Here is a 14,667-nt window from a genome sequence, read left to right on the forward strand (position 1 = left end):
GGTTTTTCATGGAAGCGCTGATCTGGATTGACTGGGTCATCATTGCCCTAATCACCGTATCCACTCTTATCAGCCTCAAGCGGGGCTTCGTTAAAGAAGCCTTGTCGCTGGTCACCTGGGTCGGCGCGTTTATTATCGCCCGGACATTCCATCCCCAGATGCAGTCCCTGCTGGAAAGCACCGTTGAGACCCCTCTGGTTCGCCTGGTCGCAGCGTTCGCCATTCTGTTCTTTGGCACCCTGATCATCGGTGCCATTATTAATAACATGATCGGCCACCTTGTCCGTGCAACCGGATTGTCAGCCACGGACCGCGTACTTGGCATGGGGTTTGGTCTGCTTCGTGGCGTGGTGGTGGTCATTGTGGGCATTGCGTTCACCCGCTATACCCCTTTGGCTCAGGACACCTGGTGGAAAACCTCCATCATGATTGATCGGCTGGCCGTCGTGGAAGACTGGTCCAGACGCACACTCGGGGATGAATTTGCCCGATTCCTGGGACCGGCGGCCGATGACGCTGCCAGTCCCGACGAACCTCAGCAGAAAGAAGGCGTGGAACCTGTTTCCGCGTCCCGCTAACATTCAGTAATAACGCTTCGGAGATTACCGTATCCATGTGTGGCATTGTCGGCATAGTCAGTACTTCCAACGTGAATCAGTCGCTTTATGATGCGCTGACCGTTCTACAGCACCGGGGCCAGGATGCGGCGGGCATTGTTACGTTTCAGGATGATCGGTTTAACCTTCGTAAGGACAACGGGCTGGTTCGGGATGTGTTCCACACCCGGCATATGCGCCGTCTCGTCGGCAATGTCGGGATAGGGCATGTCCGGTACCCGACGGCCGGCAGCTCGAGTTCGGCCGAAGCCCAGCCCTTCTATGTGAACAGCCCTTACGGCATCACCCTGGCTCACAACGGTAACCTGACCAACGCCGATGATCTCAGCAAGGATCTGTTCCGTACTGATCTGCGCCACATCAATACCAACTCGGATTCCGAGGTCCTGCTGAACGTGTTTGCCCACGAGCTCCAGAAGCTCGGTAAACTGGACCCGACCAAGGATGAAATCTTTTCTGCCGTCCGTGCAGTTCACAAGCGCTGTCGTGGTGCCTATGCGGTGATTGCCATGATTACCGGGTACGGTATCGTGGGTTTCCGTGACCCCAATGGCATCCGTCCGGCCTGTTACGGTGTGCGTGAAACCGACGAAGGCAAGGAATACATGATTGCCTCCGAGAGTGTGGCACTGAGTGCCGCCGGATATACGCTGGTCAGGGACATCGCGCCAGGGGAAGCGGTTTACATTGAAACCGACGGTACCTTGTACACTGAGCAGTGTTCAGAAAATCCGCACCTGTATCCCTGTATTTTCGAGCACGTCTATTTTGCCCGTCCGGACTCGATCATCGACAAGGTGTCGGTATACAAGGCACGCCTCAGGATGGGGGAAACCCTGGCGGAAAAAATACTGAGAGAGCGCCCGGATCACGATATTGATGTCGTGATGCCGATACCGGATACCAGCAGGACATCCGCCCTGCAGATGGCTCACCTGCTTGGGGTGAAGTTCCGCGAGGGGTTCATCAAGAACCGCTACATTGGTCGGACGTTCATCATGCCTGGCCAGAAAATGCGCAAGAAGTCAGTGCGCCAGAAACTCAACCCGATCGATCTGGAGTTCCGTGGCAAGAATGTCATGCTGGTGGATGATTCCATTGTCCGTGGCACCACCTGTAAGGAAATTGTGCAGATGGCCCGGGATGCCGGCGCCCGTAACGTGTACTTTGCATCGGCCGCGCCCCCCGTTCGGTATCCGAATGTGTACGGTATCGATATGCCGTCGGCCAGCGAGCTGATCGCCCATGATCGAACCGAAGATGAGATCCGCGACCTGATTGGCGCTGACTGGCTGCTGTATCAGGACCTGGGTGATCTGATCACCTGTGTCAGTGATGTGAACCCTGACATTGAAGGCTGGGAATGTTCCGTCTTTACCGGCAACTATGTCACCGGGGATGTCGACGAGGCCTACCTCAACAAGCTGGAAGCCATGCGTAACGACGAGAATCGCTTCCAGGCGGCTGGAGGGGACTCCGCCGATAACGGCATCATTGATCTGTACAACGATGAAGACTAACCGCCACACCGCGAATTTCAGGAGCAAACCATGACATTTTGCCGCGACGAACAGGTCTGGATCCCGGAATCGGATCTCGAAGGCATGTCAGTTGACACCCTGGCGGTGCGTGCCGGACAGATCCGTACTGGCCAACTGGAACACAGTGACGCGATCTTCCCGACCTCCAGCTTTGTCTATGGCAGTGCGGCCCAGGCTGCCGCACGGTTTGGTGGAGAAGAGCCGGGTAACATCTATTCCAGGTTCACCAACCCGACGGTGCAGGCGTTTGAAGGCCGTATTGCGGCCATGGAAGGCGGGGAGAGGGCAGTGGCAACCTCGTCCGGTATGGCCGCTATTCTCAGTACCTGCATGTCATTACTGCAATCCGGTGATCATGTGATCTGTTCCCGGGGCGTCTTCGGCACAACCAATGTGCTGTTCCAGAAGTACATGGCCAGGTTTGGCGTCGAGACCACGTTTGTCAGTCTGACGGATATGGCGCAATGGAAAGCCGCCATCCGGCCGGAAACCCGGATGCTGTTTATTGAGACACCGTCCAACCCGCTGTGCGAAGTCGCGGATATGAAGGTATTGGCTGACCTTGCCCATAACAATGACGCCCTGTTTGTGGTGGATAACTGTTTCTGCACCCCGGTACTGCAACGCCCCTTTGAACATGGCGCTGACATCGTCATCCATTCCGCCACCAAATATCTGGATGGCCAGGGCCGCTGCATTGGCGGTGTAGTAGTGGGGTCTGACAAATTGATGGAAGAGGTTTATGGATTCCTGCGTTCGGCAGGCCCGACCATGAGCCCCTTCAACGCCTGGGTGTTCCTTAAGGGATTGGAAACCTTACCAATCCGTATGCGAGCCCATTGCGACAATGCGTTAGAGTTGGCCCTGTGGCTGGAACAGCAGCCGGCAGTGGCCGAGGTATTCTATGCCGGACTGGGGAACCACCCGCAACATGAGCTGGCCAAACGCCAGCAAACCGGCTTCGGTGGCGTGCTCTCGTTCCGACTGAAAGGGGGCAGGGAAGAAGCCTGGGCATTCATTGACGGTACCCGGATGATTTCCATTACGGCGAACCTCGGGGATGTGAAAACCACGATTACCCATCCGGCGACAACCACCCATGGTCGGTTGTCTCCGGAAGACAAGGCGGAAGCCGGCATTACAGAGAACCTCGTCAGACTGTCGGTTGGTATTGAAGCGGTCGAGGACCTGAAAAGCGATCTTGAGCGAGGCTTCAGGGCCCTTGAAAATAACAGTAACGGAAACGTCTGAGTATTCATGGCAGAGTCTGCAAAAGCACAGAAGACACAGGAACTGACTGAAAAACAGCAGCGATTTCGTCGGCTGGCCGCCCAGGGCAGCCGCGAGGGCGCCGTGATCGCCCTGATTGCCCTGTGTATTTACCTGGCAATGGCACTGGTGACATTCAGCCCCTCTGACCCTGGTTGGGCCAGTATCGGCCATGAAACCAGTGTCGATAACTACGCCGGTCGCACCGGTGCCTGGATTGCCAGCCTGCTGATGGACTTCTTCGGCCACGTGGCCTTCCTGTTCCCGCTGATGATTGCAGGCTACGCGGTGATGCTGATTCGCCGCCGGAACGACCCGCTGGACCTCCACTGGCCCTTGCTGATGATGCGATTCGGCGGGTTCCTGTTGATCTTGCTGTCGGCGACCAGTCTGCTGTCCCTGTACTCCGTATTCGGCCTGGGAGTGTCTTCCGGCGGGGTGTTGGGTACTGCAGTATCCGAAGCCATGGTGCGGTTCTTCAATCTGCCCGCGACGACCCTGCTACTCATTTCAATTTTCCTGTTTGCACTTACCGTCACCACGGGTCTGTCCTGGTTCTGGCTGATGGATCAGGTGGGGCTGACCACTATCCGTTTTGGCACCTGGCTGAAGAATGTGTTCAGTGCCGATGGAAAGCCTGCTAAAAGACAAAAGCCTGAACCTGCTGCGAAGCCGCAGCCGGAACCGCCGGTAGTGAAGGATCGGGTTGATAGCTCCCGGGCGGACAAAGCGACCGGCGGCCGCTGGTGGCACAAGATTCCGGGGTTTGGTCCCAAAAAGCCCAGGCCAGCGGCCGACAAAAGGTCAGCGGACCGCAAGGAGCCGGCGATGGATGGCCTGCACTCCTCGACAGACGAGGAACCCGCACGTCTGGAAAGCTTCAGTTCACGGGATGATATGGAGCCGGTGGATCCGCCTTCGGTGAATGGCACCGCCAGAAAAGAAAAGGCTGCGCCTGACGGCCCCGTATCCCGGGCACTGAAGATATCGCCGTTCAAGCGGGATGAGCCTGCCAGAAGTGGCAAGAACGGCAAGGGCAGCCAGCCATCCCTGCTGGAAGACGTGGAAAGCCCGATTCCTCCGATTACGTTGCTTGATCCGCCGGAGGAGCATAAGGAGAAGGGCTATTCGGAAGAATCCCTTGAGCACATGTCGCGGCTGCTGGAAGAAAAACTGGCGGACTTCGGAGTCTCCATAGAGGTGGTCGAAGTCAATCCGGGACCTGTGATCACCCGCTTTGAGATCAAGCCGGCGCCGGGGGTCAAAGTCAGCAAGATATCGAACCTGGCCAAGGATCTTGCCCGCTCCCTGGCAGTCCTGAGCGTTCGGGTAGTGGAAGTCATTCCGGGCAAATCCGTTGTCGGGATCGAGATTCCCAACGAAGAGCGCGAAATGGTTCGCCTGAGCGAAGTTCTGGGTGCCCGGGTGTTTACGGAATCATCCTCCGCCCTGACGCTGGCCTTGGGTAACGACATCGGGGGCAACCCGATGGTTGCCAACCTGGCAAAAATGCCTCACCTGTTGGTGGCCGGTACCACGGGGTCCGGTAAGTCCGTGGGTGTGAACGCCATGCTGCTGAGCATGCTGCTGAAGGCAACGCCGGAAGAGGTTCGCTTTATCATGGTGGACCCCAAAATGCTCGAACTGAGCATTTACGACGGCATTCCGCACCTGCTGGCGCCGGTGGTCACGGATATGAAAGAGGCGGCCAATGCGTTGCGCTGGTGCGTGGCCGAGATGGAGCGTCGTTACCGTCTCATGGCCAACCTGGGTGTTCGTAACATTGCCGGTTACAACCGCAAGGTCCGTGATGCTGCGGCAGCCGGAGAGCCGCTACTGGATCCACTGTGGAAACCCGACGAATACCTGGCCAACGATGAGCAGGAACGCCCTGAACTGGAAACCCTGCCGTTCATCGTGGTGGTGATTGATGAATTCGCCGACATGATGATGATCGTCGGCAAGAAAGTGGAAGAGCTGATTGCCCGGATCGCCCAGAAAGCCCGGGCAGCAGGTATTCACCTGATACTGGCAACCCAGAGACCGTCAGTGGATGTCATCACCGGCCTGATCAAGGCCAACATACCGACGCGGATGTCGTTCCAGGTCTCTTCCAAGATTGATTCCCGTACCGTACTGGATCAGGGCGGCGCGGAACAACTGCTGGGCCACGGTGACATGCTGTACCTGCCCCCGGGCTCCGGTCTGCCGGTTCGGGTACACGGTGCATTCGTCGATGATGATGAGGTTCATCGGGTGGTCAGTGCCTGGAAGGCACGGGGCGAGCCAGTCTACGTGGATGACGTGTTAAGTGGCGCTGAAGGGGAAAATCTGCCCGGCGTACCGACCCTTTCCGAGGGTGGCGGTGACGAAGCCGACGCTCTGTTTGATGAGGCTGTGGCGTTCGTTACCGAAGGGCGTCGGGTTTCCATTTCCTCCGTTCAGCGTAAATTCAAGATCGGGTACAACCGGGCGGCAAACCTGGTTGATGCCATGGAAGCATCGGGTGTGGTCAGTGCCGCCGGCCATAATGGCGCGCGGGAAGTGCTGGCACCGCCACCACCAAGAGACTAGGAGTTAGTTGACGATGAAACAATTTGCCCGACTGTTCTGGATGTCGCTCCTGATGGCTGTGCTGATGCCATCATTGACGGTGCAGGCCGAAGAAACCAGCAAACAGGCCGCCGCCGACCTGGCGGACACATTGAAAAGCTATGAATCCTACCAGGCGCGGTTTATCCAGATTGTCGTCAATGAAAACGGCAACCGGGTCCAGGAATCCCGCGGCTCCCTTAAGGCCAAGCGTCCGGGGCTGTTTTACTGGGAAACCAGAGAACCACATTCACAGTTCATTGTCAGTGATGGCTCAACCGTTGAGGTATACGACCCTGACCTGGAGCAAGTGACCGTTCACAGCCTGGACGAGAAGGTTCAGACAACCCCGGCGTTGCTGCTCAGTGGCGAAGTCGGCAATCTCGACGAGACCTACAGGGTGTCAGGTCGCAGCAAGGGTAAGAATACCCACGAGTATACCCTGGAGCCAAGGGATGCGGATTCGTTGTTTGTGTCTTTGCGGCTGACCTTCTACGAGGGAGAGCTGCAGGAAATGCGCATGGAGGATTCCCTGTCGCAGATCAGCGTTCTCAGCTTTGATGAGATCGAGTTGAACAAAGCCATTGAAGACAGGGTCTTCACCCTCGATTACCCAGACGAGGTGGACGTTATCCGGGACGGGGCCTGATGCAGGAGAACCTGTTTTCCGGGCAGCAGCAGGGATTTCGGCCGCTCGCCGCCCGAATGCGCCCGCGAAACCTGGATGAATACGTTGGTCAGGCCCACCTGGTGGGCCCAGGCAAGCCGCTGAGGCGAGCGGTCGAGCAGGGACAGCTCCATTCCATGATTTTGTGGGGGCCGCCCGGCGTTGGTAAAACCACGTTTGCCCAATTGCTGGCCAATCTTGGTGACCTCAGTTTTGAGACCGTCTCTGCCGTACTCAGTGGCGTGAAGGATATCCGCGCCATCGTTGAGCGGGCGAAGAACCGCAAGCACACGGAAGGCCGGGACACCCTGTTGTTCGTGGACGAAGTGCACCGTTTCAACAAGGGACAGCAGGACGCGTTTTTACCCCACATCGAAGACGGCACCTTTATTTTCGTGGGTGCAACCACCGAGAATCCCTCCTTCGAACTCAACAGCGCACTGTTGTCGAGAACCCGGGTTTACGTCCTCAAGAACCTGGAAGAGAGCGATGTGCTGGTGCTCCTTCGGCGCGCGCTGGAAGCAGAAGAAGGCCTGAACAGCCAGATAGCCGTTGATGAAACGGTGTTGGCCATGATGGCATCCGCCTCCGGTGGCGATGCCCGCAGGGCGCTTAATATTCTGGAAGTGGCAGCGGACCTTGCCGAGGAAGATCCCCAGGGAACTCTGCGAATTACCGATCATCATCTGGAGCAGGTACTCCAGACCAGCCTGCGTCGGTTCGACAAGGGTGGCGATGTCTTCTACGACCAGATCTCCGCCCTTCACAAATCGGTGCGGGGATCGGATCCTGATGGCTCCCTGTACTGGCTGTGTCGCATGCTCGATGGTGGCTGCGATCCGTTGTATGTGGCCCGCCGGCTGGTTCGTATCGCCAGTGAGGATATTGGCAATGCCGACCCGAGGGCGCTGCAGCTTTCAATGGATGCCTGGGAAGCGCAGGAACGCCTGGGCAGCCCGGAGGGTGAGCTGGCTCTGGCCCAGGCCGTGACGTACCTGGCCATGTCGCCGAAGAGTAACGCTGTGTATAAGGCCTTCAACCAGTGCATGGCAGACATCCGCAACGATCCAGACTACGAGGTACCCGTCCACCTTCGCAACGCTCCGACCAAGCTGCTGAAAAGCCTTGGCCACGGGGATGAATATCGCTATGCCCACGACGAGCCCGAAGCCTTCGCGGCCGGTGAATCCTATCTGCCGGAGGCGATCCATCAACGTCGCTATTACGAACCGGTTAACCGCGGGCTGGAAATCAAGCTGGCCGAAAAACGCCAGCGGCTGAATGCCCGCAACACCGAAAGTTCCCGCAAACGCTATTCCTGAACAGGCCCCGGCACGGTAGCCACCAGCGCCTGTGCAGGTATAATGGCCTGTCATTCAACACATATTGCTAATCGGAAAATTCAGGATAACCATGCTCGATCCCAAACGCGTCCGTACTCAGACTGAAGAGATCGCCCGTCGGCTGGCCGTCAAGAATGTCGAATTTGATACCGCCACCTTCGAGCAGCTTGAGGAGCGCCGTCGTGCCATCCAGGTGCACACGGAAACTTTGCAGAGCGAGCAGAACAAGCGTTCCAAATCGATTGGCAAGGCCAAGGCCGCAGGCGAAGATATCCAGCCGTTGCTGGACGAGGTAGAAAACCTCAAGAAGCAAAAGTCAGACGCTGAGGACGAGCTCCGGACACTGCAGGAACAGCTGAATGCCTTCCTGGCCGGCATCCCCAACCTCCCGGACGACGACGTGCCGGCAGGTGATAGCGAAGACGACAATGTTGAGGTGCGTGCCTGGGGTACACCCAAGTCTTTCGACTTTGAGCCGAAGGATCATGTTGCGCTGGGAGAGGGCCTGAAAGGACTGGATTTCGAAACCGCATCACGACTGGCGCACTCCCGTTTTGCGGTGATGCGCGGGCCGGTGGCACGCCTGCACCGGGCGCTCACCCAGTTCATGCTGGATCTGCATACCGGCGATCACGGGTACACTGAAACCTACGTGCCATACCTGGTCAACGCAGAGACGCTCTACGGCACCGGGCAACTTCCCAAATTCGAGGAAGACCTGTTCAAGACCGAGGGTGAGCATCCCCTGTACCTGATTCCGACCGCCGAAGTGCCGGCAACAAACCTGGTATCCGATACCATTCTCGATGCCAAGGAGCTGCCGCTACAGATGGTGTGCCACACTCCATGCTTCCGCAGCGAAGCGGGCTCTTATGGTCGTGACACCCGAGGCATGATCCGTCAGCACCAGTTTGACAAGGTCGAGCTGGTTCAGGTGGTCCGTCCGGAAGATTCGGAAGCTGCGCTTGAAACCCTGACCGGCCATGCCGAGAAAGTCCTCCAGCTGCTTGAGCTGCCTTACCGGGTCGTTGCGCTGTGCGGCGGCGACATGGGTTTCTCCGCCGCCAAGACCTATGACCTGGAGGTCTGGCTGCCGGGCCAGGACAAGTTCCGTGAGATTTCATCCTGTTCCAACACCCGTGATTTTCAGGCACGGCGCATGCATGCTCGTTGGCGTAACCCGGAAACCGGTAAGCCCGAGCCTGTCCATACCCTCAATGGTTCAGGTCTTGCGGTAGGCCGTGCACTGATTGCGGTCATGGAAAACTATCAGCAAGCCGATGGCAGCATTGTGATTCCGGATGTCTTGAAGCCGTATATGGGAGGTTTGGAAAAGATTCAATGACTAGCCGGGACGATGCACCAGGAAAGGGCGTAAGGGCAGGGCATGCACCAGTTCGATACAGGGCCAATCCGGTCACTGACAACCCCAATACCTCCAGCGGGGAAGTTGCCCTGGTAGGGGCGGGGCCGGGCGACCCGGAGCTGCTCACCCTGAAGGCCTGGCGATTGATCAATTCGGCGGAAGTGGTGTTGTACGATCGCCTGGTGTCACCGCAGATCCTGGCATTGATTCCGGAGTCCGCAGAGCGGATCCATGTAGGAAAGCAGCGGGCCAATCACACGCTGCCCCAGGAGCAGATTAATCACCGCCTGGTGGAACTGGCGCGACAAGGTCGTCGTGTCGTGCGCCTGAAGGGCGGCGATCCCTTTATCTTCGGACGCGGTGGAGAGGAAATCGAGACCCTGGCTGAAGCCGGTGTCCGTTTTCAGGTGGTGCCCGGCATTACCGCCGCCTCTGGTTGCGCCGCTTATTCCGGTATACCGCTGACTCACCGCGACTACGCCCAATCGGTGCGATTTGTCACCGGACACCTTAAAAACGATACCTGCGATCTGCCCTGGCGGGATTTTGTCCAGAATAACCAGACACTGGTGTTCTATATGGGCCTGGTGGGGCTGCCGATCATCTGTCGGGAACTGGTGGCTCACGGAATGGCCAGTGATATGCCGGTTGCGCTGGTGTCCAAAGGCACCACACCTGAGCAGGAAGTGATCACCGGAGATCTGTCGACGATTGTGGATCGGGTGAACGAGCGCCAGGTACAGCCTCCGACACTAGTCATTATCGGGCAGGTGGTCGGTTTGCGGGATCGCCTGGACTGGATCGGGGCAGTTACCACAACGCCATAAAAAACGGGGAGCCTGGCTCCCCGTTCTTGTCTGACCTCAGCCTTTTCGCTTCGGAAGTACGTCGCGGAGCTTGTCGCGCATATCCCGAATGGCCTTTTCGGTGGTCGGCCAGTCAATACAGGCGTCGGTAATGGAGACACCGTATTTCAGGTCGGCCAGGTCGTCGGGAATGGACTGGTTGCCCCAGTTGATGTTGCTCTCAACCATCAGGCCCTGGATGGACTGGTTGCCTTCCAGGATCTGATGGGTAATGTCCTGCATGACCAGCGGCTGAATAGCCGGGTCCTTGCTGGAGTTGGCGTGGCTGCAATCCACCATGACGGACTTGCGCAGGCTGGCTTTATCCAGTGCCTGTTCGCACAGGGCCACACTGACGGAATCGTAGTTGGGCTTGCCACCGCCGCCACGCAGGACAACGTGACCGTAGTTGTTGCCCTTGGTGCGAATGATCGCGACCTGGCCCTGCTGGTTAATGCCCAGGAAGCTGTGAGGATGAGAAACCGAGTTCATGGCGTTAACCGCAACGTCGAGGCTGCCGTCCGTGCCATTCTTGAAACCGATGGCCATGGACAGCCCGCTGCTCATCTCGCGGTGCGTCTGGGACTCGGTGGTGCGCGCGCCTATGGCTGACCAGGAAATAGTGTCTTGCAGATACTGGGGAGAAATCGGGTCCAGCGCTTCCGTCGCGGTTGGCAGACCGATTTCAGCAATGTCCAGAAGCAACCGGCGGCCAATGTGCAGACCCTGTTCGATATCAAACGTGTCATTCAGGTGCGGATCGTTGATCAATCCCTTCCAGCCAACGGTTGTGCGCGGCTTCTCAAAATAGACACGCATAACGATCAGCAGCGTGTCGCTGACTTCATCGGCAAGTTTCTTGAGTCTGGTGGCGTAATCGCGAGCGGCTTCCACATCATGGATGGAGCAGGGGCCAACCACCAGAAACAGGCGGTGATCCTTGCCATCCATGATGTCATAGATGGCCTGGCGGCCTTTCTCAACGGTTTCGGCTGCGGCGTTGGATAGTGGCAGTTCCTGCTTTAGCGCTCCAGGGGTAATCAGTTGTTCCTGATTTGCCACATTTATGTTCTCAAGTTTGTTGCCCGACATTCTGTTGTTTTCCCCGGTTCTGAGCAGTGCAGCGACCTTTCAGACAGGGATTCTGGTACCCTGCAGGCCGTGCCAATATGAACTAAACAAGCCGGTTTCCATTGCGGTAAACCCCGGCGAGTTGGTTATACTGCGTCATTTGGTGGCCCATTTCAACGCTTCTTACGTGCGGATGACGGATGTCTCAGAACCGGCGGAAACCGCTTTCAGCAGTGCCCCCTGGACAGGTAATGGAAAGGATTTCGGATGTCCTCGCCGGCATTCGAATACCGGACCTTCCTTATCCGGTCGGAAAAGTCCCGGCGGAATCCGTCAGCGACTGGAAGCCGTTGCTGCTCTCCTGCTGGACGGAGCAACGGGACGAGCGGGTGACACAGCTGATACGTTCGGTCTCCCTGACCTGGTCCGTACGCCAGATTAACGCAGCCTATGTGGCTGATCGCATCATGGATGTGTTCGTGCAGACCAGCGGGCTGCACCCCGAGCTTGCCCGGCGGATTGCCCGCCTGCGTTTCTTTCTGGCGTGGCGCATGAACGAGGAGGGAGCGGCCGCCTTCAGCGACAATCTGCTGTCCTGGCTGGATGGTCTGCAGGAGCTACGGGGCTGGAGCGATTCCGGGGGACGCTCATCCAGAGTATTGCTGGATCAGCTGGACTCTCTGGTGATCTCCGTCTCCGCCTGTTTTGAAACGGGCACCCGGGAGCCTCTGGAGGCTTTCTGCCGGGATTGGCAGGCGGATTCCGACAAGCGCGCTCAGCAGATATCCAGATTCCGCCAGCGCCTGCTCGAAACCGAGAACGGCGCCGCCAGGCAGCGGCGTGCCGAGCAGACCGCCAGGGCCCTGGTGGGACGTGCCCTCCGTGATCGTCAGTTACCCAGACCCATTACCGCCTTCATTTTTGAATACTGGATGCCGCTGCTGAAACAGGTGGTGTGGTCTGGCGGCATGGATGGTGAAAACTGGCGACACAGCGGCAAACTCCTTGAGTGGCTGGTCTGGATTGGTGATCCGGCGCTGTCTGACAAGGACCGCAACCGCCTGTATCACGTAGGTGAGCAGATCGGTGATCGTATTCTGGATGTCTGGCAACGGGTTCAGGGCGAACCACTGCCGGCGAAGGCCCTGGAGGGCATACAGACCGTGATGATGGCGCGTCTGCGGGGAGAGAGTCCCGAGTTGGCCGACGGATTGTCGGGTCAGTCCGGTTTTTCCTGGGACACCGCCTGGTTGTCTTTCGAAGGGCCGGATCAGCAACGCCTCGAGGAGCTGGAAGGTCACTGGTTTGTTGAGGGGGAAGGGCCCGGTGAACAGCGGCGATACTTTTTTGCGTTATTGCCGGACACCGCTGACATTTTGTGGACGAACGGCTCTGGCGTAAAGCTGGGGCTACAACCCTGGGCGGAGTTCGAGGCCGCAAAAAACCAGGGTCGAATCCGCCCGTTACCCCCGTTAACGCCGTTTGGTCGTATTCTCACCGATGCGGTCACGTCTCTTGCGGCTGTGCTGGAAAAACAGAAGGCGCAGCGGGAGAAAGCCGCCATGGAAGCACGCAACCGGGCCGATGCGCTGAAGAGGGAAAAGGAGGCCGCGGAAGCCCGACGCAGGGCCGAGGAAGCGGAACGGCAGGCCGAGTTCGACAACCGCAGGCGCGAAGAGCAGGAACGGCGCCAGGCTGACGAACAGGCGGAGCAGGAGCGCCTGGAGCAGGAAAGGCTGGCGGTCGCGCGCAAGCTGGTGGATAACATAAAGCTCGGTGGCTGGATTGTTCTCAATGAGAAAGACGCCAGTGGTGATCCGCTCAGACTGAAACTGGCCGTGCGGATCAACGCCTCCAACAAGCTGGTGTTTGTTGACCGCCTCGGCCTCAACAGAAGGGAGTTTCCCGGGGATGAACTGGTTCGGGGCGTCCTGTCGGGGGCGGTCCGTGTGCTGGGCAGCTCCGCGGAATTTGATGAGACCCTGAGCCGGGTTGTGGGGCGAATACGGGTTGGTCGCAACTGAGGGAGCTGGGTGTAGAGCCATGAGTGATGTGGATTACAATTTCGGGAATAACGAAGACCTGCCGGCAGGTAAGGACTCCCGGGGAGACTATCGGCTTTTCGCCAGTGCGTACGCGACCCTGGAGCTGGATTCCGGAATGCCCGGTAGTTCCGGTGGTCCGTCGTCGGGCGCGAGGATTCTCGAGTGCCGTATCAGGGATCTTTCCGCCGGCGGCTTATGTCTGGTGACGCCTCAGCCGGTAACCACAGGGGCACTGTTATCGGCCAGTGTAACGTTGGGTCGCGAGCGCCCGCCGTTCCATTTCACTGTGGAAGTGGTGTGGTGCCGTGAAGGCAGTCCTGGCGAATGGCTGGTAGGTATCGGGATTCAGGAGTCGGACGATACATCCTACCTGGACTGGGTGGAAGCGGTCTCAAGGGTGATGGTCGAAGATTAGTCATACTCCACCGGGCGTGTTGCAGCCCGGTGGAGACAGCAAACTCAGTCTTCGAGTTCGCCCATGCCGGTGATGTTGAAACCGGCGTCCACGTACATGATCTCACCGGTGACACCGCTGGCCAGGTCGGAGCTCAGGAAGGCTGCGGCGTTGCCGACTTCCGCGGTGGTGACGTTGCGGCGCAGCGGGGCGCGCCTGGCGTTTTCAGCCAGCATACGGCGGAAGCTTTTGATGCCGGATGCCGCCAGGGTCTTGATCGGGCCTGCAGAGATACCGTTAACCCGGATGCCTTCACGACCCAGGCTTGCCGCCATGTAGCGCACATTGGCCTCAAGCGAGGCCTTGGCCAGACCCATGACGTTGTAGTTCTGCAATACCTTCTCGGCGCCCAGGTAGCTCAGTGTCAGCAGTGAGCTGTTTTCGTGCATCATGCCACGGGCGCCTTTCGCGAGCGCGACAAAGCTGTAAGAGCTGATGTCGTGGGCAATCCTGAAGCCCTCACGGGTGGTTACATCGACGAAATTGCCATCGAGCTCATGGGCCGGGGCATAGCCAACCGCATGAATGATGATGTCGATATTATCCCAGTGCTTCCCGAGTTCCTTGAACACGTTTTCGATTTCTTCGTCACTGGCAACATCACAGGGGAAGGTGAGTTTGCTGCCCCATCCCTCTGCGAACTTTTCAACCCGGGACTGAAGTTTCTCGTTCTGGTAGGTGAAGGCCAGTTCCGCGCCTTCACGGGCAAATGCTTCGGCAATGCCGTAGGCAATTGAGTGTTTGCTGGCAACGCCAACAATCAGTGCTTTCTTGCCACTGAGTAATCCCATTGGTTTTCTCCCTGCGTTCTCGGTTTCCGTGCATTATCCCTGAAGTGTTTCGGTAGGGGTAACGCT

General features: G+C 58.1%; 12 protein-coding genes. 10 read left to right on the forward strand and 2 right to left on the reverse strand.

Annotated elements, in window-relative coordinates; translation table 11 throughout:
* Nucleotides 1–8: 8 nt before the first annotated feature.
* The 8 genes from ACJO5Y_RS04405 (at nt 9) to cobA (ending at nt 10,222) form a co-directional block, all read left to right on the forward strand.
* Nucleotides 9–578, forward strand: a complete 570-nt coding sequence (locus ACJO5Y_RS04405; protein ID WP_406985212.1) for a CvpA family protein — start codon at nt 9–11, stop codon at nt 576–578.
* A 35-nt stretch (nt 579–613) separates the two neighbouring features.
* Nucleotides 614–2,137 (forward strand): amidophosphoribosyltransferase, encoded by a 1,524-nt coding sequence (purF, locus tag ACJO5Y_RS04410; protein ID WP_406985213.1) that lies wholly within the window; start codon nt 614–616, stop codon nt 2,135–2,137.
* A gap of 30 nt (nt 2,138–2,167) precedes the next feature.
* A complete protein-coding gene (locus ACJO5Y_RS04415; RefSeq protein WP_406985214.1) occupies nt 2,168–3,409 on the forward strand; it encodes an O-succinylhomoserine sulfhydrylase in 1,242 nt (413 codons plus the stop codon).
* A 6-nt stretch (nt 3,410–3,415) separates the two neighbouring features.
* Nucleotides 3,416–6,001, forward strand: a complete 2,586-nt coding sequence (locus ACJO5Y_RS04420; protein WP_406985215.1) for a DNA translocase FtsK — start codon at nt 3,416–3,418, stop codon at nt 5,999–6,001.
* Between the two features lie 13 nt (nt 6,002–6,014).
* Entirely contained in the window at nt 6,015–6,668 is a 654-nt protein-coding gene (lolA, locus tag ACJO5Y_RS04425; RefSeq protein ID WP_406985216.1) for an outer membrane lipoprotein periplasmic chaperone LolA, read from the forward strand.
* Nucleotides 6,668–8,008: a replication-associated recombination protein A gene (locus ACJO5Y_RS04430; RefSeq protein WP_406985217.1), complete on the forward strand. Its 1,341-nt coding sequence runs from the start codon at nt 6,668–6,670 to the stop codon at nt 8,006–8,008. Before lolA ends, ACJO5Y_RS04430 begins: the two co-directional genes overlap by 1 nt.
* A 91-nt stretch (nt 8,009–8,099) precedes the next feature.
* Nucleotides 8,100–9,374, forward strand: a complete 1,275-nt coding sequence (gene serS / locus ACJO5Y_RS04435; RefSeq protein ID WP_406985218.1) for a serine--tRNA ligase — start codon at nt 8,100–8,102, stop codon at nt 9,372–9,374.
* Nucleotides 9,371–10,222 carry a uroporphyrinogen-III C-methyltransferase gene (gene cobA / locus ACJO5Y_RS04440; protein WP_406985219.1) on the forward strand — a complete coding sequence of 284 codons (852 nt, stop codon included), beginning with the start codon at nt 9,371–9,373 and terminating at the stop codon, nt 10,220–10,222. Before serS ends, cobA begins: the two co-directional genes overlap by 4 nt.
* A 36-nt stretch (nt 10,223–10,258) precedes the next feature.
* On the opposite strand, the gene ACJO5Y_RS04445 is transcribed toward cobA, so the two are convergent.
* Entirely contained in the window at nt 10,259–11,332 is a 1,074-nt protein-coding gene (locus ACJO5Y_RS04445) for a 3-deoxy-7-phosphoheptulonate synthase (protein WP_406985220.1), read from the reverse strand.
* Nucleotides 11,333–11,562: 230 nt separating this feature from the next.
* Between ACJO5Y_RS04445 and ACJO5Y_RS04450 the strand changes: the two genes are divergently transcribed.
* Both ACJO5Y_RS04450 and ACJO5Y_RS04455 read left to right on the forward strand, forming a co-directional pair.
* Nucleotides 11,563–13,335: a DUF1631 family protein gene (locus ACJO5Y_RS04450; protein ID WP_406985221.1), complete on the forward strand. Its 1,773-nt coding sequence runs from the start codon at nt 11,563–11,565 to the stop codon at nt 13,333–13,335.
* A 19-nt stretch (nt 13,336–13,354) separates the two neighbouring features.
* Entirely contained in the window at nt 13,355–13,771 is a 417-nt protein-coding gene (locus tag ACJO5Y_RS04455) for a PilZ domain-containing protein (RefSeq protein ID WP_406985222.1), read from the forward strand.
* A gap of 44 nt (nt 13,772–13,815) precedes the next feature.
* Here the strand turns inward: ACJO5Y_RS04455 and ACJO5Y_RS04460 are convergent, their stop codons facing one another.
* Nucleotides 13,816–14,601 carry an enoyl-ACP reductase FabI gene (locus tag ACJO5Y_RS04460; RefSeq protein ID WP_406985223.1) on the reverse strand — a complete coding sequence of 262 codons (786 nt, stop codon included), beginning with the start codon at nt 14,599–14,601 and terminating at the stop codon, nt 13,816–13,818.
* Nucleotides 14,602–14,667: the final 66 nt, after the last annotated feature.

The sequence above is a fragment of the Marinobacter alkalisoli genome (assembly GCF_045449855.1).
Taxonomy (GTDB): Bacteria; Pseudomonadota; Gammaproteobacteria; order Pseudomonadales; family Oleiphilaceae; genus Marinobacter.